General features: G+C 62.1%; 15 protein-coding genes and 1 other RNA gene. 4 read left to right on the top strand and 12 right to left on the bottom strand.

All coding sequences use genetic code 11. The annotated features are described in order from the left end of the window. The 11 genes from NN662_RS07645 to NN662_RS07595 form a co-directional block, all read right to left on the bottom strand. Window positions 1-1,434 carry a UDP-N-acetylmuramoylalanyl-D-glutamyl-2,6-diaminopimelate--D-alanyl-D-alanine ligase gene (locus NN662_RS07645; RefSeq protein WP_261929697.1) on the bottom strand — a complete coding sequence of 478 codons (1,434 nt, stop codon included), beginning with the start codon at window positions 1,432-1,434 and terminating at the stop codon, window positions 1-3. Continuing rightward, the gene (locus tag NN662_RS07640) at window positions 1,431-2,894 is read right to left on the bottom strand and encodes a UDP-N-acetylmuramoyl-L-alanyl-D-glutamate--2,6-diaminopimelate ligase (protein WP_261929696.1); all 1,464 of its coding nucleotides are present in this window, start codon (window positions 2,892-2,894) and stop codon (window positions 1,431-1,433) included. The genes NN662_RS07645 and NN662_RS07640 overlap by 4 nt, the downstream gene beginning before the upstream one ends. A 71-nt stretch (window positions 2,895-2,965) precedes the next feature. Next, a complete protein-coding gene (locus NN662_RS07635; RefSeq protein ID WP_261929695.1) occupies window positions 2,966-4,702 on the bottom strand; it encodes a peptidoglycan D,D-transpeptidase FtsI family protein in 1,737 nt (578 codons plus the stop codon). Further along, window positions 4,702-5,061, bottom strand: a complete 360-nt coding sequence (locus tag NN662_RS07630; protein ID WP_261929694.1) for a hypothetical protein — start codon at window positions 5,059-5,061, stop codon at window positions 4,702-4,704. The genes NN662_RS07635 and NN662_RS07630 overlap by 1 nt, the downstream gene beginning before the upstream one ends. A 3-nt stretch (window positions 5,062-5,064) precedes the next feature. Then, window positions 5,065-6,090, bottom strand: a complete 1,026-nt coding sequence (rsmH, locus tag NN662_RS07625; RefSeq protein WP_261929693.1) for a 16S rRNA (cytosine(1402)-N(4))-methyltransferase RsmH — start codon at window positions 6,088-6,090, stop codon at window positions 5,065-5,067. Window positions 6,091-6,107: 17 nt separating this feature from the next. Beyond that, window positions 6,108-6,545 (bottom strand): division/cell wall cluster transcriptional repressor MraZ, encoded by a 438-nt coding sequence (mraZ, locus tag NN662_RS07620; protein ID WP_261929692.1) that lies wholly within the window; start codon window positions 6,543-6,545, stop codon window positions 6,108-6,110. A 408-nt stretch (window positions 6,546-6,953) separates the two neighbouring features. Beyond that, window positions 6,954-7,351: RNase P RNA component class A (rnpB, locus tag NN662_RS07615), an RNA gene on the bottom strand. A 49-nt stretch (window positions 7,352-7,400) separates the two neighbouring features. After that, window positions 7,401-8,591, bottom strand: a complete 1,191-nt coding sequence (locus NN662_RS07610) for an NAD(P)/FAD-dependent oxidoreductase (protein WP_261929691.1) — start codon at window positions 8,589-8,591, stop codon at window positions 7,401-7,403. Between the two features lie 238 nt (window positions 8,592-8,829). Further along, the gene (locus NN662_RS07605) at window positions 8,830-9,357 is read right to left on the bottom strand and encodes a lytic transglycosylase domain-containing protein (RefSeq protein WP_261929690.1); all 528 of its coding nucleotides are present in this window, start codon (window positions 9,355-9,357) and stop codon (window positions 8,830-8,832) included. A gap of 260 nt (window positions 9,358-9,617) precedes the next feature. Beyond that, window positions 9,618-10,382 (bottom strand): N-acetylmuramoyl-L-alanine amidase, encoded by a 765-nt coding sequence (locus NN662_RS07600; RefSeq protein WP_261929689.1) that lies wholly within the window; start codon window positions 10,380-10,382, stop codon window positions 9,618-9,620. After that, window positions 10,379-11,089: a J domain-containing protein gene (locus tag NN662_RS07595; RefSeq protein ID WP_261929688.1), complete on the bottom strand. Its 711-nt coding sequence runs from the start codon at window positions 11,087-11,089 to the stop codon at window positions 10,379-10,381. Before NN662_RS07595 ends, NN662_RS07600 begins: the two co-directional genes overlap by 4 nt. Before the next feature lie 236 nt (window positions 11,090-11,325). Between NN662_RS07595 and NN662_RS07590 the strand changes: the two genes are divergently transcribed. From NN662_RS07590 to NN662_RS07580, 3 genes are all read left to right on the top strand, one after another. Then, window positions 11,326-12,543: a pyrophosphate--fructose-6-phosphate 1-phosphotransferase gene (locus NN662_RS07590; RefSeq protein ID WP_261929687.1), complete on the top strand. Its 1,218-nt coding sequence runs from the start codon at window positions 11,326-11,328 to the stop codon at window positions 12,541-12,543. Between the two features lie 96 nt (window positions 12,544-12,639). Beyond that, window positions 12,640-13,272 (top strand): LysE family translocator, encoded by a 633-nt coding sequence (locus tag NN662_RS07585; protein ID WP_261929686.1) that lies wholly within the window; start codon window positions 12,640-12,642, stop codon window positions 13,270-13,272. 106 nt (window positions 13,273-13,378) lie between these two features. Beyond that, window positions 13,379-14,209 carry a lytic transglycosylase domain-containing protein gene (locus tag NN662_RS07580; protein ID WP_261929685.1) on the top strand — a complete coding sequence of 277 codons (831 nt, stop codon included), beginning with the start codon at window positions 13,379-13,381 and terminating at the stop codon, window positions 14,207-14,209. A 15-nt stretch (window positions 14,210-14,224) separates the two neighbouring features. Here the strand turns inward: NN662_RS07580 and NN662_RS07575 are convergent, their stop codons facing one another. Beyond that, entirely contained in the window at window positions 14,225-15,583 is a 1,359-nt protein-coding gene (locus NN662_RS07575; protein ID WP_261929684.1) for a serine hydrolase domain-containing protein, read from the bottom strand. 207 nt (window positions 15,584-15,790) lie between these two features. On the opposite strand from NN662_RS07575, the gene NN662_RS07570 reads away from it, so the two are divergent. Further along, window positions 15,791-17,041: a DUF3419 family protein gene (locus NN662_RS07570; RefSeq protein ID WP_261929683.1), complete on the top strand. Its 1,251-nt coding sequence runs from the start codon at window positions 15,791-15,793 to the stop codon at window positions 17,039-17,041. Window position 17,042: the final 1 nt, after the last annotated feature.

Raw genomic sequence — 17,042 nt, 5'->3', positions numbered from 1 at the left:
TCATGCGTTGCCGCCCGTGTCGGAAAACGCGGAGTAATTGTCAAGGAGCGCGGACACAATCTTGCCGAATCCGGTGCCAAGCGACGATTTTACCATAAGCACATCGCCAGGACGGATGGATCCGACGACGAATTCCGCCAGATCCTCAGTTTTTTCCCGGTATTCTACTTGCACGTTGGACGGCAGCGCGTCTCTCAGCGCCGCCATGTCCGGCCCTGCGAGCCAGACATCGGAAATTCCCGCAGCGAGCAGCGGCGTGGCGAGCTCGGCGTGGACATCATGGGAGAACGCGCCCATTTCGCGCATGTCGCCGAGGACGGCGATCCTCCGCCCCTCACCCGTCGGTTTCGACGAGGCCAAAAGCGCGATGGCCGCCCGCATGGAGGCCGGATTGGCGTTGTAGCTCTCGTCGATCAGCGTGAACGTGCCGCCGGCAATCGCAAGGCTGTGGCGCTCGCCGCGCCCCTTGACCGGCGACAGCGCACCGAGGGCGGCGATCGCCGCGTCGAGATCGGCACCGGCGAGCTTGACCGCGCCGAGAACCGCCATGGCGTTTTCGGCGACGTGCCGGCCGGCGGCTCCGATGACGACATCGCGCATCTGGCCGTCGATCTCGGCCACCACGAGACCGCTTTCGCCATCGCCTTCGTATTCCACAAGACGATAGTCGGCCTTGGCATGCTGGCCGAAGGTATGGATATGCGCCACGCCCGCGGCAAGCGCCGCGTCATCCAGGAAATCGAACTGGGCGTTGTCGCGGTTGAGGATGGCGTGGCCGTTGGGTTCGACACCTTCGAAGATCTCCGCCTTGGCGGCGGCGATCTCCTCCAGGCCGGAGAAGTTGCCGAGATGCGCGGCGGCGATCGTCGTGATGATCGCCACATGCGGCCGCACCATCTTCACCAGCGGGCGGATCTCGTTCGGGTGGTTCATGCCGATCTCGAAGACACCGTATTCGGTGTCGGCCGGCATGCGGGCAAGCGTCAGCGGCACGCCCCAGTGATTGTTGAACGAGGCGACGGCGGCATGCACACGGCCGGACGGCGCGAGCGTGTGACGCAGCATCTCCTTCGTGGTCGTCTTGCCGACGGAACCGGTGACACCGATGATCCTTGCTGCGGTGCGGGCGCGGGCCGCCACAGCCAGACGGCAGAGCGCCGCCAGAACGTCATCGACGACGATCATCGGCGCGGTCAGGCGTCCGAGCGCCGGAAGCTTGCCCTCCGAGACCACCAGTAGCGCCGCGCCGCCGGCAACCGCCTTCGTCGCAAAGTCGTGCCCATCGACGCGGTCACCCTTGATGGCGAAGAAGGCCTCTCCGGGCCCGATCGAACGGCTGTCGATCGAAATGCCGGAAATCCCCTCGGGCAAATGCCCGATAGGACGCCCGGTCATGGCCTTCATCATGTCGGAGATGGTCCAGAGATGGCTCAAGCTTTCAAACCTTCCAATGCCTTGAGAATTTCCTTGTGGTCGGAGAATGGCACCGTGACGCCGTTTGCCGTCTGCCCTTCCTCGTGTCCCTTGCCGGCCACGATCAGCGTGTCGCCCGCGCCGAGCATAGCGACGGCATGGCGGATCGCCTCGCCGCGATCGGCGATTTCTGTTGCCGAGGGCACGGCGGCCATGATCTCGCTCCGGATCGTCTGCGGCACTTCGGAGCGCGGATTGTCGTCGGTGACGATCACGACATCGGCCAGCCGTCCGGCGATCTCGCCCATGATCGGCCGCTTGCCCTTGTCCCGATCGCCGCCACAGCCGAACACGACGACAACCTTGCCGGTCGTGAACGGACGAACGGACGAGAGCACGTTTTCCAGCGCATCCGGCTTGTGGGCGTAGTCCACATAGGCGAGCGCGCCGTCCTTCGTGTGGCCGACCAGTTCCAGCCGCCCGGCAGCGCCCTCGAGCTTTTCCAGCGCCCGCATGGCGACCTTCGGAGCGACGCCGGTTGCGATCGCCAATCCGGCGGAAACGAGCGCATTGGCCACCTGAAAATCGCCGGCCAGCGGAATATCGACTTCATAGATGTCGTCGCCGTGATGGATCTCGGCGACCTGCTTGTGGCGGAAATGCTCGACGCGCTTCAGCGACAGGAAATTGCCCTTGCGCCCGACGGTCAGGACCTCGTGTCCGGCCTCACGCGCCACGGCAATCGCCTTTTCCGACCACGCATCGTCGGCGTAGATGACCGCCGGCGATCCTTTTGGCAGCAGCACGCGGAACAGCCGCATCTTGGCATCCATGTAGTCTTCGACGGTCGGATGGTAGTCCATGTGGTCGCGGCCGAGATTGGTGAAGGCCGCCGCTGCCAGCTTGACGCCGTCGAGACGGCACTGATCGAGACCGTGGCTGGAGGCTTCCATTGCCGCATGGGTAACGCCGGCATCGGCCAGTTCTGAAAGGATGTGATGTAAGGCAACCGGATCGGGCGTCGTCAGAGAGCCGTATTCGTTGCGGCCGGGCGCCACGACCCCGGTGGTTCCGATCGATGCCGAAGACAGGCCCGCGGCTGTCCAGATCTGCCGGGTGAAGGAGGCGACCGACGTCTTCCCGGCGGTTCCCGTGACGGCGATCATGGTCTCGGGCTGCGCCCCGAAGAAATTGGCGGCGGCGATTGCCAGGAACCTGCGCGGTTCGAAGACGACGAGGATCGGAACGGAAAGACCGGGGATATCCACGCCGGAAACGATGGCGACCGCGCCGTTCTTTTCGGCATCGGCTGCAAAGGTCGCGCCATCCGCCTTGGTGCCGGCGAGTGCCACGAACAGCATGCCGGGAGAGACCTTGCGGCTGTCGGAAGAAAGACCAGTGACGGCAAGGTCACCCTCCGCGCCACGCAGTTTCGCATCGATTTCCGGAAAGCCGTTTCCGGCCAGGTCCCGCAGTTTCATATGACGTCTTGTCCCACGCTTTGTTCGGGCTGCGTCCCCGCGACTCGCCCGCCGGGCTCATTCATCCATAATCAATAAGACACAAGCAAGGCTTCGCCATCGGGTCCGAATTTCGGCTGAACGCCAAGGAGAGGCGCCGCGCGGCGGATGATTTCGCCGACCATGGGGGATGCCGTCGATGCCGCAGTATTATCGCCGCGCGCGCCTGTCTTCGGGTCGTCGATGAAGGTGAGAACCACATATTGCGGATCGTCAATCGGAAACGCGGCGAGGAATGCGTTGAAGTTATGCTTGCTGGAATAGCGTCCATTGATGACCTTGTCGGCCGTGCCGGTTTTGCCGCCGACATCGAAACCGGTAATGTTGGCCCGCTTACCGGAGCCGAGAACGGCATTGGCACGGAACAGGTAACGCATGTTGGCAACGGTCGTGGGCTTCAAGACCTGTGTGGCCACTTCGTCGGCCTGTGCCTCAGTACGCGGCAGGAACGTCGGTTCAATGAGCTTGCCGCCATTCATGATCGCCGCGCCGGCAACCGCGGTCTGCAACGGCGTCGTCGCAACGCCGTGGCCGAAGGCGATCGTCATGGAGTTGATCTTCTTCCAGACCTTCGGTTGGGTGGGCGTCGCCACTTCCGGCAATTCGGTGTCCATTCGGCTGAGCAAGCCCAGCCGCGTCAGGAATTCCTTGTGGCCGTCAATCCCGACCACGTCTGCCATGCGCGCGGATCCGACGTTGGAGGAGTGCACGAACACATCCTTCACCGACAGCGCTCGGCCAAGATTATGGTAGTCGTGGATGGCAAAACCACCAATGTAGAGCGGCTTCGACGCATCGAACATGTCCGACATCTTCACGAGTCCGGAATCAAGACCCATGGCAATGGTAAACGTCTTGAACGTCGAACCCATTTCGTAGACGCCAGCCGACATGCGGTTCAGCCGGTCCTTTTCGAGGGCGTTGTAGGGATTGTTCGGATCGAAATCCGGGATGGAAGCCATAGCCAGGACTTCGCCGGTCTTGGCATTAAGAACGACACCGCCGGCCGCAATGGCCTCGTAACCTTCTTTCGCGTCTACCAGCACGTCGTGCAGGATCGACTGGACGCGCAGATCGATGGACAGGCGGACGGGTTCAAGCGGAGCGTTGGAGGTCAGGCCGGCGGCGGCAAGCGCGCCGAGCCCCTGGCCGTCGATATACTTCTCCATGCCGGCAATGCCGCGGTTGTCGATGTTGACGAGACCGAGGATATGCGCGGCGACGGGGCCTCCGGGATAGAAGCGGCGCTTCTCGGGACGGAAGCCGATGCCAGGAATGCCAAGCGACAGGATCTGGCTCTGCTGCTTCGGCGTCAGCTGCCGGCGCAGCCACTGGAAATAGGTTTTCGACGAAAGCTTTTCATAGGTCTTCTTGATGTCGAGGTCCGGCAGAACGGTCGAAAGCAGTTCGACGGCTTCGTCCGGATCGACGATCTTGTTCGGCTCGGCATAGAGCGAAACGGTACGGATGTCGGTCGCCAGCACCTCGCCGTTGCGGTCGAGGATGTCGGGGCGCGACGCCATCAGCTGATCGGCCGGACCGATCGACGACACGGTTTCCGACGGCGTCATTCCGTATTGCACAAGGCGGGCGCCGACGACGCCGTAGACGGCGACGAAGCCTGCCACGATGATGATCAGCCGGTTGCGCGCCAGCTGGCTTCGCATCTTGACGGCGCCGTCGAAACTGCTGTCGACGGAGCGGCCGCGCTGGCCGGTCGAAACATGGGCACGGCTCTTGAGGGTCATCACGCGCGAGAGGAAGGACATCAGCGTTTCACCGATCCGGTTGCGATAGCATCGACGGGGCTCTTTTCACCCTCAGCAGTCTGGGGCGCATCTTCGCGGATGCGCGGCAGCTCGTTCGGCTGGACGATCTGTTCCGGCTTCGTCTGTTCCAGGTGCAGCTGATCGACATAGGTGTTGGCCAGCGCCTCCAGTCGGGTCGGCTGCGTCAGCAGCGCCCAGTCCGCCTTCAGAAGGTCGATGGTGTCCTTCTCCTGCTTTATCTTCGTCTCGAGTTCGTGGACCTTGTCGACTTTCTGGTCCGTCTGGTGGCGGACCGAATAGGTCACCGCCGCCATTCCGGCCATGATCGCGATCAACATAAAGTCAAGGCTACGCAACATGCCTCAAGCTCCAATCTTTGAAAGACTTGCGAGGGAAGGAAGTTTGAAGAGGGACAGATCGGGCTTGCCGGCCGGTGCAGCCGTTCGGATCCCTGCCCTGAGCTTGGCCGAGCGCGCCCGCGGATTGCGGGCCGCCTCGGCCTCGCCGGCAGCCACCATCGGCTTGCCGGCATATTCGAAGACGGCGGCCTTTTCCGCGACCATCGGCATGTGACGCGAACCCGACGCCTTGCCGGACCGGTCGCCGAAGAACGTCTTGACGATGCGGTCTTCCAGCGAATGGAAGGTGACGACGACCAGCCGCCCGCCGGGCTTCAGCGACCGCTCGGCGGCAAACAGCGCCTGGGCAAGCTCGCCGAGCTCGTCGTTGACGAAGATGCGCAGCGCCTGGAAGACGCGCGTCGCGGGATGGATCTTGTCCTGCGCCTTGCGCGGCGTGACCTTCTCGATCAGATGCGCGAGGTCGAAGGTGGTGCGGAACGGCTGCTCCTCCCGCTTCTTCTCGATGGCGCGCGCGATGCGGCCGGCCTGCTTTTCCTCGCCGAGGAAGGAGAAGATGCGGATCAGGTCGTTGACCTTGGCGCGATTGACGACGTCGGCGGCGGACACGCCGGAAACGGCCATGCGCATGTCGAGCGGACCGTCCTTCTGGAAGGAAAAGCCGCGTCCCGCCTCATCGATCTGCATGGAAGACACGCCGATATCGAGCACGACACCATCGAGGCCGCCCTCCGGCGCAAAATCGTCCAGCTTCGAGAATTCGGTCTGCTCGAGCCTCAGCCGTCCGGCACTCCTTTCGACGAGCGCCTGCCCGGCGGCAATCGCCGTCGGGTCGCGGTCGAGAGCGATGACGTCGGCACCCGCCTCCAGAATGGCGGAGGTATAGCCGCCGGCGCCGAAGGTGCCGTCGATGATGAGTTTGCCCGGCGCCGGCTGAAGCGCCTCGAGCACCTCAGCCAGCATCACGGGTATGTGACGAACCGGTCCGCCATCGGCGCCAGAGTGATCCGTGCCTTGATTCGCCGCCATTTCTGTCCCTCGTGCATTCAGGTACGCCCGCCGCCTAGCCCGCGCACCCGCCTCGCCTCTGCCTGGGCCGCCTGAAACGTGTTCGGCTCCCAAAGCTGAAAATGATCCGCCCTGCCGACGAACGTCACATCCGTCGTGATGCCGGTGAAATCCCGGATGAAATCCGTGATCATCAACCGCCCTTCGGCATCGAGCTTCATGTAGACGCCGCCGCCGTGAATGAGCAGCGACATCTGGTTGGCTTCCGGCGAGAACGGATCGTCCGCCACGATCTGCCGCTCGAAACGATCCAGAAGCTCCGGACCGCCGGCACTGATCGCCGGAAATACAAAATCCTGGAAGCAGAACAGCTCCCCGATCTTCCGTTCGGCAAGAACCGAACGAAACGGCGCCGGAACCGAAACACGGCCCTTGGCGTCGATACGATTGGTAATATTCGAAAGAAAGCGGTTCATGACGCGAGACTGCCGCCCCCTCGAACGAGACCCCCCTCAAGGCATCCCGGACAATCAACACAAAAATGCTCGAATCGCCGGCTTTTCCGCCAGCCGAATTCCGGGCCGCTCCGTTTCGGGAAGCCCAGGATTTTCGCGATTTGCGGGCCAAAACTCGCCCTGTGAAAGTGTGCTCTTGGGATACCATGGGTGCATATGGGCGTCAATGGGAACAGCCGCCACCGAGCAGCTGCGCGTCCCATCATTCATAAGCCATTAAGCTTAACGAAAGATTAGGGAATGCCGGGACTTAGGCGCCTTTGTGCAAGCGCGATTCCTTAAGCGACAGAGAGTGTGAAATGAGGGGAAAATGCAGTTTTATCGTTTTCTTTTCATAGACTTGTCATTTTCCCGAACCGCAGGAAAAATTGCGCCAGTTGGCCTGTAAGCCGGGTTCTGTATGGCCCCGGATTTCGCCGGGACGTGGCAGCCATTCATCTGGGACAATGCTTGCGCACTGCCTCGCGCAACCCACCCGAACGACCGGCCCGGAAACGGGCTGTACCGTCTTGCGACGGCCACGTCGTTCCTATTCGGTTTTGCTCCCGGTGGGGTTTACCGTGCCGCTTCCGTTACCGGTCGCGCGGTGGGCTCTTACCCCACCCTTTCACCCTTACCCGGCCAAGCCGGGCGGTTTGCTTTCTGTGGCACTTTCCCTGGGGTCGCCCCCGCCGGACGTTATCCGGCACCGTGTTTCCGTGGAGCCCGGACTTTCCTCACCTCACCGCCTTTCGGCATTGGTGAAGCGCGGCTGCCCGGCCAACTGGCAGGGCGTCCATAGCCGAGCAAAGAGAGGAATGCCACCGAAATATCGGCTCAGAGAAAATCCGCGCGAAAATCAGTCGTGTAGGCGTGGTCCTGGATTCTGCCTGTGAAGATCAGTTCGGCGCCGAGACGGCCGATTTCATCCGAACTCTTGGCCGCCGCTCCGGCCCCACCGGTCAGCACTGCAATGCGCGGCGACGAGGTGAACGCGATCGCCGGACAACCGGTCGGCGTGAACGACGTCACGCAGGCCGCGGAATGGCTGCTTTGCGCCTTCAGGCTGGGGATGAGATTGCACATGATGCGGGTCAGGTGCTGGCGGGCGCTCTCGCGGCCATCACCCCTGAACCAGGCTTTCAGCGCCTTCTCGTCGGACAGCAGGAGATCGTCCGGCTCGCCGCCGATCTTGATATAGACCCGCCCATCCGGATAACGCACCGGCGGCAGGACATAATAGAACTCGTGCTCGGAATAGGGTTTGCCGATGACCGACGGCATATCGACAAGGCGATCCGCCTCCTCCGGCCCCAGTTCGAAGAACTGCACGGTGCGGCCATAGACCTTGAGGTCGAGCGGCCGCGGCATCAGCCGGTTGGCGTTCTGGAAACCGCCGGCGGCAACAAGCACCTTTTCCGCCGTGTAGGACTTGCCCTTCGACGTCAGCACACGCACCGCGCCGCCCTCGTCCTTGACCTCGGACACCTCCTCGCGGATCACCACGGCGCCATTCTTCTCGGCGAGGCGGCATTGTGCGGCTACCAGCCGGCGCGGATTGATGTGACCTGCCCCTTTCGCCTCCCAGACCCCCTGCGCCTCCCTCGGCAGATGGAAATACGGGAAACGGCTTTGAAGCCCTTCATGATCGAGATGTTCGACCTTGGCCCCGAGCCTCGTTGCCGCATCAAGGGCACCCTTCACGTATCCCGCACCCGCACCACTTTCCACGCCCCAGATCAGGCAGCCGACCTCGTGGTAGAAATCGATGCCGCTCTCGCGGGCGATCTCGCCGTAGCGGGCTATCGACCGGTTGGCGAAAGTCGCCCAGTTCGGATCGGAATCTATCGTTCGCGTGATCCGCGCCTCGTCGTAGTGGCTGGCGAATACGCCGTTATGGGCGGATTTGACCTCCGGCTCGGCAGGTCCGATCAGCGCCACGCCGCTATCCATGGAGGCCAGATGGCGGGCGGCGGCCGACCCCATCATTCCGGCGCCGATGATAATCGTCTTGTATTCCGTGACCATGATTTGCGAGACCTGCCAGTGAACCGTTGAAAGGGATCGTCGAACCTGAGCCGGTGGCTGAATCGGTTCCTGAGAAAACAGGCACAAGCGACTCTCAAACCAGCACTTTAGAGGAGTGCCGCGCCTGATCGTCGTTCGCAAGGGGCGCAGACGCCGAAATCGATCTGGAAAGGAAGCCGGCATGCCGAAACCGAACAGGTTTCGGCTATCCGGTGGATGGGAGGAACGCCTGAAGGCGTCAGTCGAGCAGGGCCAGCACCTTGCCGCAATAGCGCTTGGAAACCGGGTTCATTCGCTTGGCCGCATGGCCGGCATTGTACTTGAGGATCGTCGAGCAGGTCTTGCCGTCGCCGAGATCCTGGGCCATCGCCAGATACTTCATGCCGAAGTTGAGGTTGGTCTCGGGATTGTAGAGGCCCTTGGAGCTGCCCTTGTAACCCATCATACGCGCCGTCGCCGGCTTGATCTGCATGAGGCCGATTTCTCCGGCACTGCCCCGCGCCTTCGGATTGAAATTGCTCTCGACCCGGACCACGGCATGGGCGAGCGAGACCGGAACGCCGTACTTCTTGGCGTAGCGGGTGATCAGCGCGGTATACGGGCTGTCGGAAAAGTCCGGGGCATCCGCATCGGCAAGGTTGCCGTCGGAAATCGACCCCGTCGACATCATGTCGACCAGCGTCTCGCCGCCGTCCTGAGCGCGCACAGCTCCGCCCGCGGCAACCAGCATGGCCGTCGCCGCTACAGCAATCATCAGCTTATTCATGAACTTTATTCTACTCCAGACAAAGGATCACCAAGCCCGCGTCATGTAAAAAGACGCGAGCGGAGGAATGCTTTCTTTGGGATGTCCCCGTAAGCCTGACCCTATCGATTAAACGTACATCCCGTTAGCATCGCTTTGCTTGACGGGCGCGGTTCAGTGGCTTCGTTAGAACAATGCAATGAGAAAAATATGTGGCAACGCAATAATTTGCCAATGACGACCGAAATCCGGCCGTCGCGCGACTGCGCATTTTCATGGTTTCAGGAGGTATAGCGCGGCAGCGAAGTCAGAAGCCGATGAAGCGTATCGATCGTTGAAAAATCCGCAATTCCGTCAACCAGAGCGGGCCGGAAATGACGCTGGAAAGCAGCCACGACGCCTTCGGTTTTTTCGCAGAATCGGCCAGTGATTTCAATGCCATACCCGTAGAAGGACAGCATCGACTGCAACGCCTCCACCGGCTGCCCCTCGTCACCGCGCTGGAAAAAGCGTCCACCGGTGATAGATGAAGGCTCGACCCAGTGGCCAACGCCCGAATCATGCAATTTGTTCCATGGGAAATTTTCGCCCGGATCGACCTTGCGAACAGGGGCGATATCGGAGTGACCGAGCACCCTTTCAGGGGCTATTTGCCACCGTTCGACACAATTCCTGCACAATTCGACGACCGCCGCGATCTGTCTTTCCGGAAAATCCGGCAGTCCGCCAGGGTGACCGGGATTGGCGATTTCGATGCCGATCGAGCAGGAATTGATGTCCGTGCGACCGGCCCAGAGACTTTTGCCCGCATGCCACGCACGCCGTTCTTCCGGAACGAGCTGCGAGATGACGCCCGCCTCATCGACGAAGTAATGGCTGGATACTTCGCTCTCGACATTCCTCAGCCAGCCGAGAGCCGCTTCCGCCGTCGGCATGCCGGTGTAATGCAGGATGATCATGTCCGGCGTCTGACCGTCGCGGCGCTCGCCATGATTGGGCGACGGCAGAACGGTCGCGCCCGGAAAATCGGCCTCGAATGCCGTCATGCTGCCCGGCGTTCCTTCTCGATCGCCGCATAGGCGGCATTCAGCGCCGCCATCTTGTCATTGGCGAGCGCATGAAACTCTTCCGGAATGCCGCGGGCGGTAAGCTTGTCGGGATGGTTTTCGGACACCAGCACCCGGTAACGCGCCTTGATCTTCGAAAAGTCGTCGTTCGGCGAAACACCAAGAACAATGTAAGGGTCCCTGCCCTCGACATAGACGTGGCGCGCCAAGATCTGCTCGAAGCGCAGCTCATCGATACTAAATATCTCCGCCACCCGCTCGAGGAAGGCCAATTCCTTCTCGTGCAGGAGACCGTCGGCCTTGGCGATGTGAAACAGCCCGTCGATCACATCCTCGAGGATCGCGCAATTCGTATCGCATGACGTGCACATGGCGGCGAGCCGCTCGGCATAGGATTCGAAGCCGGCAATATCCTGGCGGGCAAGATTGTAGAGACGCGCGACATTCTTCGCTTCGCTCTCCGGAAAGTCGAAGATCCGCCGGAACGCGTCGACCTCGTCCATCGTGACGATACCGTCTGCCTTTGCCATCTTGGCGGACAGCGCTATGACAGCCACCGAAAAGGCGACCTTGCGGCGGGTTTCGGGATCACCCTCGAACTTGGTCCGCACGGCTTCGATCAGCGCGGACAGCGCCGATGACGCGGTCAGCGTCACCGAGTTCAAAAGCCGTTCCCACAAAGACATTCCGGCCGCCTGCGGCACAACATTGTTTTCCATGCGATCAGATTGACCAAATTCGCATGTGATTTGCAAGGCGGATCGGTTTCAACCATGGGGCCATCGCGATCACATATTTGCTATCATCCTTTGAAATTTGGTCTGAATTTCTTCAAAACTTCACTTTACAGCGCTTGCGCAGTGCAGCATCCATGCCACCGTCGGCGGCTGGGGTTAGCGACGCCGGACGAAAGGGAGATTTCATGGCAAAGCAGAAGGTGGGAATTTTGACGGCGGGCGGGCTTGCGCCTTGCCTTTCCTCCGCGGTCGGCGGTCTGATCGAACGATATACCGACATCGCGCCCGATGCCGAGATCGTCGCCTACAAGTCGGGCTATCGCGGCCTGCTGATGGACTACAAGATCGAGATCACAAGCGAGATGCGCGAGAAGGCGCATGTACTACACCGCTATGGCGGCTCGCCGATCGGCAACAGCCGCGTCAAGCTGACCAACGTCGCGGACTGCCTCAAGAACGGCCTGATCAAGGAAGGCGAAAACCCGCTTCATGTCGCAGCCGAGCGCCTCGCCAAGGACGGCATCACCATCCTTCACACCATCGGCGGCGATGACACCAACACCACGGCGGCCGACCTCGCCGCCTATCTCGATGCTAACGGCTACCGGCTGACCGTCGTCGGGCTGCCGAAGACGGTCGACAACGACGTCGTACCGATCCGCCAGTCGCTCGGCGCCTGGACGGCAGCCGAAGTCGGCGCGCGCTTCTTCGACCACGTGTCGAACGAGCAGAGCGCCGCTCCCCGTTCCCTCGTCATCCATGAAGTCATGGGCCGCCACTGCGGCTGGCTGACGGCGGCGACCGCCAAGGCCTATATCGATCGTACCCGCAACAACGAGTACATCGAGGGCATGATGATGAACACCGAGCTGAAGAACATCGACGGCCTCTACCTGCCGGAGATGCACTTCGATCTCGACGCGGAAGCGGACCGGCTGAAGGAACTGATGGACCGCACCGGCTTCGTCACTCTGTTCGTCTCGGAAGGCGCCTGCCTCGACCAGATCGTCGCCGATCGCGAGGCAGCCGGCGAAGAGATCAAGCGCGACGCCTTCGGCCATGTGAAGATCGACACCATCAATGTCGGTAACTGGTTCCAGAAGCATTTCGCCAAGCTCCTGCAGGCCGAACGCTCGATGGTGCAGAAGTCCGGCTACTATGCCCGCTCGGCCCCCGCCAACGCCGAGGATCTGCGCCTGATCCACAGCATGGTCGACCTCGCCGTCGAATGCGGCCTCAACAAGATCTCCGGCGTGACCGGTCACGACGAAGGCCAGGGCGGCAAGCTCAGAGCCATCGAATTCCCGCGCATCAAGGGCGGCAAGGCGTTCGACGTGACGGTGCCGTGGTTCAAGGACGTGATGGACGATATCGGCCAGAAGATCACACCGGCCAAACACTGACGCCCGAGACAGAATGAGGCAGCCCGCCCCGCTTGACGGGGCGGCGCTTTGGTGGCTTGCTCTCAACTACACCCAAATCGCGTCCGGAGATGAGCAATGCAGATCGAAACCTGGCTGGCCTTTGTCGTTGCATCCGCCGTGATGCTGGCAATTCCCGGTCCGACGATATTGCTGGTCATTTCCTATGCGCTCGGCCATGGCCGCAAGGTCGCGACGGCGACCGTCGCCGGCGTAGCACTCGGCGACTTCACGGCCATGACCGCCTCAATGCTCGGCATGGGCGCGGTTCTCGCCGCCTCGGCCTCGCTGTTCACGGTCTTCAAGTGGATCGGCGGCGCCTATCTGGTCTATCTCGGCATCAAGCTCTGGCGTGCACCGGTCATCAAGGGCCCGATCGCGGAAAACGACAACCTGCCCGACCAGCGGCCGCTGCATATCCTCGCCCACACCTATGTCGTGACCGCTCTCAATCCGAAGAGCATCGTCTTCTTCATCGCCTTCGTTCCGCAGTTCCTGAGCCCCGACCGGCCCTATTTCGAGCAGATGGCGATCATGGAAGCCACCTTTCTGATTCTCGCGTCGCTCAACGCCTTCCTCTACGCGCTGCTTGCCGACACCGCCCGCGGCTTCATCCGCAAGGCGTCGGTGCAGAAGGCCGTCAACCGCACCGGCGGCACGCTTCTGGTCGGCGCCGGCATAATTACCGCGGGATATCGGAACGCGGCCTAAATTCGGCCATGAATGCGCCCCAAAGCCTCGTATGGTTAATATGCCTTGGCAATCGGGGATTCGGCTGCTATCGCATTTCGGGGAAATTAGGAACAAGCACGGCGTAATGGCTGCACGCTTAACACCAGCGCGGTTCGGCGCAATCGGCCTGATCATGGCAGCCGGCATGGCCGCTACAGGTTGCACGAGCACCACACAGGAGATGTCGGCAGTCGCCGCCTCGCCCGTTGCCGACTCCGCTGCAGTGTCCGGGACAGAAGCTGCAGCATCGACGGATACCGCGTCCGCCGCGCCGATCGACCCGACCGCCCCTCGCAAACTTGTCTCAGCCGATAGCGAAAGTGCCAGCGAAGCCGCAGGCGTCGTTGGAATGGCCAAGGACGATGGCACCGGGCAAAGTCAGCTCGCCTATGCCAGCACGAATTCTTCTTCGGCAACCGGTGCGGTCAGCGCGCTGGCCTACGCCACGCCGGACCGCGACACGGAGCTTCTCACCGCCTCCATTCCGGTGGCGCAGGCGCTTGCCGCCGAGGAAGCGACCTATATCGACACCGGCAACGATGACGACAGCATCCCCGATCAGCCGAATTCGAACACGCTGGAAGGCCTGATCAAGCAGTACGCCGATATCTACAAGGTGCCGCTCAATCTGGTGCGCCGCGTCGTCCACCGCGAAAGCCGCTACAACCCGTCTGCCTATCATCGGGGCAATTACGGATTGATGCAGATCCGTTACAACACGGCCAAGGGGCTCGGTTATGACGGCGAGCCGAACGGGCTTCTCGACGCCGAGACCAATCTGAAATATGCGGTGAAATACCTCAAGGGCGCCTGGCTCGTCGCCGACAAGGACGAAGACAAGGCCGTCAGCCTGTATGCGCGTGGCTATTATTACGACGCCAAGCGCAAGAACATGCTCTACGTTCTCGAGGAATAACCCTCTCTCCTCCCTTCAGCGATTGCTCAGCACGTTCGAGACCGCCCGCACCAGCGGCACCGGATCGTAACCGAGCCTGCGCGGCGTCATGCCCATCCTGACCACCACGAGACCGGCCGACGGCGACACCGCCACCGATTGCCCATCATGGCCTTCGAGCCAGAACATGTCCGCCGGCAGGCCCCTGGCCTCATCGCCCGTCTTCTTCCACGCCTGCAGCTGCGTGTATTCCCCGTTGGACGTCTCCGTGGGCGTCCCCATAGCCGCAACGAACCCTTCCGGCAGGCGCCGCTCTCCGTTCCACACCCCGTCCTGGGCGAGGAACAGGCCGAAGCGCGCCCAGTCGCGCGGGGTCGCGTAGAGATAGGAACTGCCGACATAGGTGCCCTTCTCGTCCGCCTCGAAGACGGCGCTCGTCATGCCGAGCGGATTGAAAAGACGGCGCCAGGGATAGATCAGCGCCTGTTCCGGCGAAGTCAGCCGCCCCATCCACAGGCGCGACAGCAGGACGGCCGTACCGCTCGAATAGCTGAACTTGGTGCCCGGATCGGCGCCCAGCGGCTTGCCCAGCGCGAAATCGGCCATGTCCGGCTCGAGGTAGAGCATGCGCGTCACATCCGTGACCGCGCCGTAATCCTCGTTGAACGCGAGCCCGCTTTCCATGGCGAGCAGGTTGGCGAGCGTGATCTTCTGCCGTCCGTCCGTCCATTCGGGGAAGAGACCGGCCTCGTCGAGCGCGATCATCCGGCTCTGGATCATGGTGCCGATGATGGCGGCATTGACCGTCTTGGTCATCGACCAGCCGAGCTGCGGCGTATCGGCGTCAAAGCCCTTTCCATACATTTCGCCGACGATCCGTCCGTCCTTCACGACGACAACGGCGCGCATGCCGGGACCGGTCAATGCCTGGTCCGAGAGCAGGATCGAGATCGACGGATCGTTCTCGGCGGGCACGTAGCTGCCCTGCGGCCATGGCGTGTCCGCCGCAAGCTCCGGCATCGGCGGCCGTTCGGGCATGCTGACGGCGCGCGCCGCCGCGACATTGCCATCCGGAACCGACGTGCAGCCGAGCCCTTCGCGGTAGACCGCCGTGCTCGGCGCGAAGACGGCGAACAGCCGGGCCGTGACGCTCTTCTGCGACTGGTTCACGCCTAGCGTCGTGATGTGGAAGATCGGATGACCCTGCGGGCGGATATCGCGGCGGTAGACGTCGGCCGGCTCGCGGCCCGATACGAAGATGCCCGAGCAACCCATCTTGGCCGCATAGCCGGTGGCGACCATCAGCAGCGTGGGCGGGAAATAGAGAAGCCAGAAATATGCGCCGACAAGAGCCACCACCAGAACGAAGACGAGACGCCTGACCAATCTTTTCAACCAGCGAAACACCAGACCCTCCGTACGCGACGCATGTGCGAACATGCAATCAGGAATGCGCAGCGAGGGGAAGTGTCAAATATGCGGTTATCAACCGCTCAGTCTTTGCGCGCCCACGCCCCCGGGCCCACGTCATCAAACTGTAGCAGACTCCCTTTAAACGCCGCTCAACCGGACAAACCGGCTGGAAACAGGGACGATCTGACGATGAGCGATATCGCGACGGACACCGGAATAGACCGCAATCGCAAGCTCAAGGCCGCGCTGCTGCGCCACAAGACCTTCACCAAGGCGGGCTTCTCCGAACGTCTCTTCGGCCTCCTCTTTTCCGGCATGGTCTATCCGCAGATATGGGAAGATCCCGAAGTCGACATGGCGGCGATGGAGCTTCAGCCGCATCACCGGATCGTCACCATCGGCTCGGGCGGCTGCAACATGCTGGCCTATCTCTCCGCCTCGCCGGCCTCGATCGACGTGGTCGACCTCAATCCGCACCATGTCAACTTGAACCGCCTCAAGCTCGCCGCGTTCCGCCATCTTCCCGACCACCGCTCGGTCGTCCGCTTTCTCGGCACCGCCAATGATGCGGAAAACAGCGCCAACTATCACCGCTATATCGAGCCGCACCTGGATGGCGCCACGCGCAAATACTGGAGCGGCCGGCATCTGAACGGCAAGCGCCGCATCCGCGTCTTCGACCGCAACATCTACCGTACCGGGCTGCTCGGACGCTTCATCGGCGCCGGCCATTTCATCGCCCGCGCGCATGGCGTGAAGCTCGAAGAGTTCACCCGTTGCAAGTCGGTCGATGAACAGCGCGTGTTCTTCGAAAGCCGCATCGCGCCGCTCTTCGAAAAGCCGGTCATCCGCTCGATGACGAAGCGCAAGAGCTCGCTGTTCGGCCTCGGCATTCCGCCGCAGCAGTATGACGAACTGGCAAGTCTCTCAGCGGACGGCACCGTCGCACCGGTTCTGCGCCACCGACTGGAGAAGCTCGCCTGTCATTTCCCGCTCCAGGACAACTACTTCGCCTGGCAGGCCTTTGCACGCCGGTATCCGGGAGATGGTGAAGGCACCCTCCCCGATTATCTGAAGCCCGAGCGCTACGAGGCGATCCGCGCCAATACCGCCCGCGTTTCGGTCCACCATGCCAACTTCGTCGAGCTCCTCAATACGAAGGCCGATCATTCGCTTCACCGCTTCGTGCTGCTCGACGCCCAGGACTGGATGAACGACGAGCAGTTGAACGCGCTGTGGAGCGAGATCACCCGAACCGCCGGCGGCGACGCCCGCGTCATCTTCCGCACTGCCGCGGAAAAGAGCATCATCGAAGGCCGCCTCGATCCGGCGATCCGCAGCCAGTGGCGCTATGACGAGGAGCGCTCGCGCGAGCTCGGCAGCCGCGACCGTTCGGCGATCTATGGCGGCTTCCATATCTACGAGCGGATCGTCCAGTGAC

This window comes from Rhizobium sp. NRK18 (assembly GCF_024385575.1).
Lineage (GTDB): Bacteria > Pseudomonadota > Alphaproteobacteria > Rhizobiales > Rhizobiaceae > JANFMV01.
Note: the sequence above shows the minus strand (reverse complement) of the source record. Positions and strands in the feature narration are given on the sequence as shown.

What these genes read in the sequence shown, in the direction of transcription:
- NN662_RS07585 (WP_261929686.1), top strand. Translation starts at nt 12,640, where the DNA reads ATGCAGATCGAAACCTGGCTGGCCTTTGTCGTTGCATCCGCCGTGATG.
- mraZ (WP_261929692.1), bottom strand. Translation starts at nt 6,545, where the DNA reads ATGAACCGCTTTCTTTCGAATATTACCAATCGTATCGACGCCAAGGGC.
- NN662_RS07590 (WP_261929687.1), top strand. Translation starts at nt 11,326, where the DNA reads ATGGCAAAGCAGAAGGTGGGAATTTTGACGGCGGGCGGGCTTGCGCCT.
- NN662_RS07640 (WP_261929696.1), bottom strand. Translation starts at nt 2,894, where the DNA reads ATGAAACTGCGGGACCTGGCCGGAAACGGCTTTCCGGAAATCGATGCG.
- NN662_RS07605 (WP_261929690.1), bottom strand. Translation starts at nt 9,357, where the DNA reads ATGAATAAGCTGATGATTGCTGTAGCGGCGACGGCCATGCTGGTTGCC.
- rsmH (WP_261929693.1), bottom strand. Translation starts at nt 6,090, where the DNA reads ATGGCGGCGAATCAAGGCACGGATCACTCTGGCGCCGATGGCGGACCG.
- NN662_RS07600 (WP_261929689.1), bottom strand. Translation starts at nt 10,382, where the DNA reads ATGACGGCATTCGAGGCCGATTTTCCGGGCGCGACCGTTCTGCCGTCG.
- NN662_RS07580 (WP_261929685.1), top strand. Translation starts at nt 13,379, where the DNA reads ATGGCTGCACGCTTAACACCAGCGCGGTTCGGCGCAATCGGCCTGATC.
- NN662_RS07635 (WP_261929695.1), bottom strand. Translation starts at nt 4,702, where the DNA reads ATGTCCTTCCTCTCGCGCGTGATGACCCTCAAGAGCCGTGCCCATGTT.
- NN662_RS07595 (WP_261929688.1), bottom strand. Translation starts at nt 11,089, where the DNA reads ATGTCTTTGTGGGAACGGCTTTTGAACTCGGTGACGCTGACCGCGTCA.
- NN662_RS07570 (WP_261929683.1), top strand. Translation starts at nt 15,791, where the DNA reads ATGAGCGATATCGCGACGGACACCGGAATAGACCGCAATCGCAAGCTC.
- NN662_RS07630 (WP_261929694.1), bottom strand. Translation starts at nt 5,061, where the DNA reads ATGTTGCGTAGCCTTGACTTTATGTTGATCGCGATCATGGCCGGAATG.
- NN662_RS07610 (WP_261929691.1), bottom strand. Translation starts at nt 8,591, where the DNA reads ATGGTCACGGAATACAAGACGATTATCATCGGCGCCGGAATGATGGGG.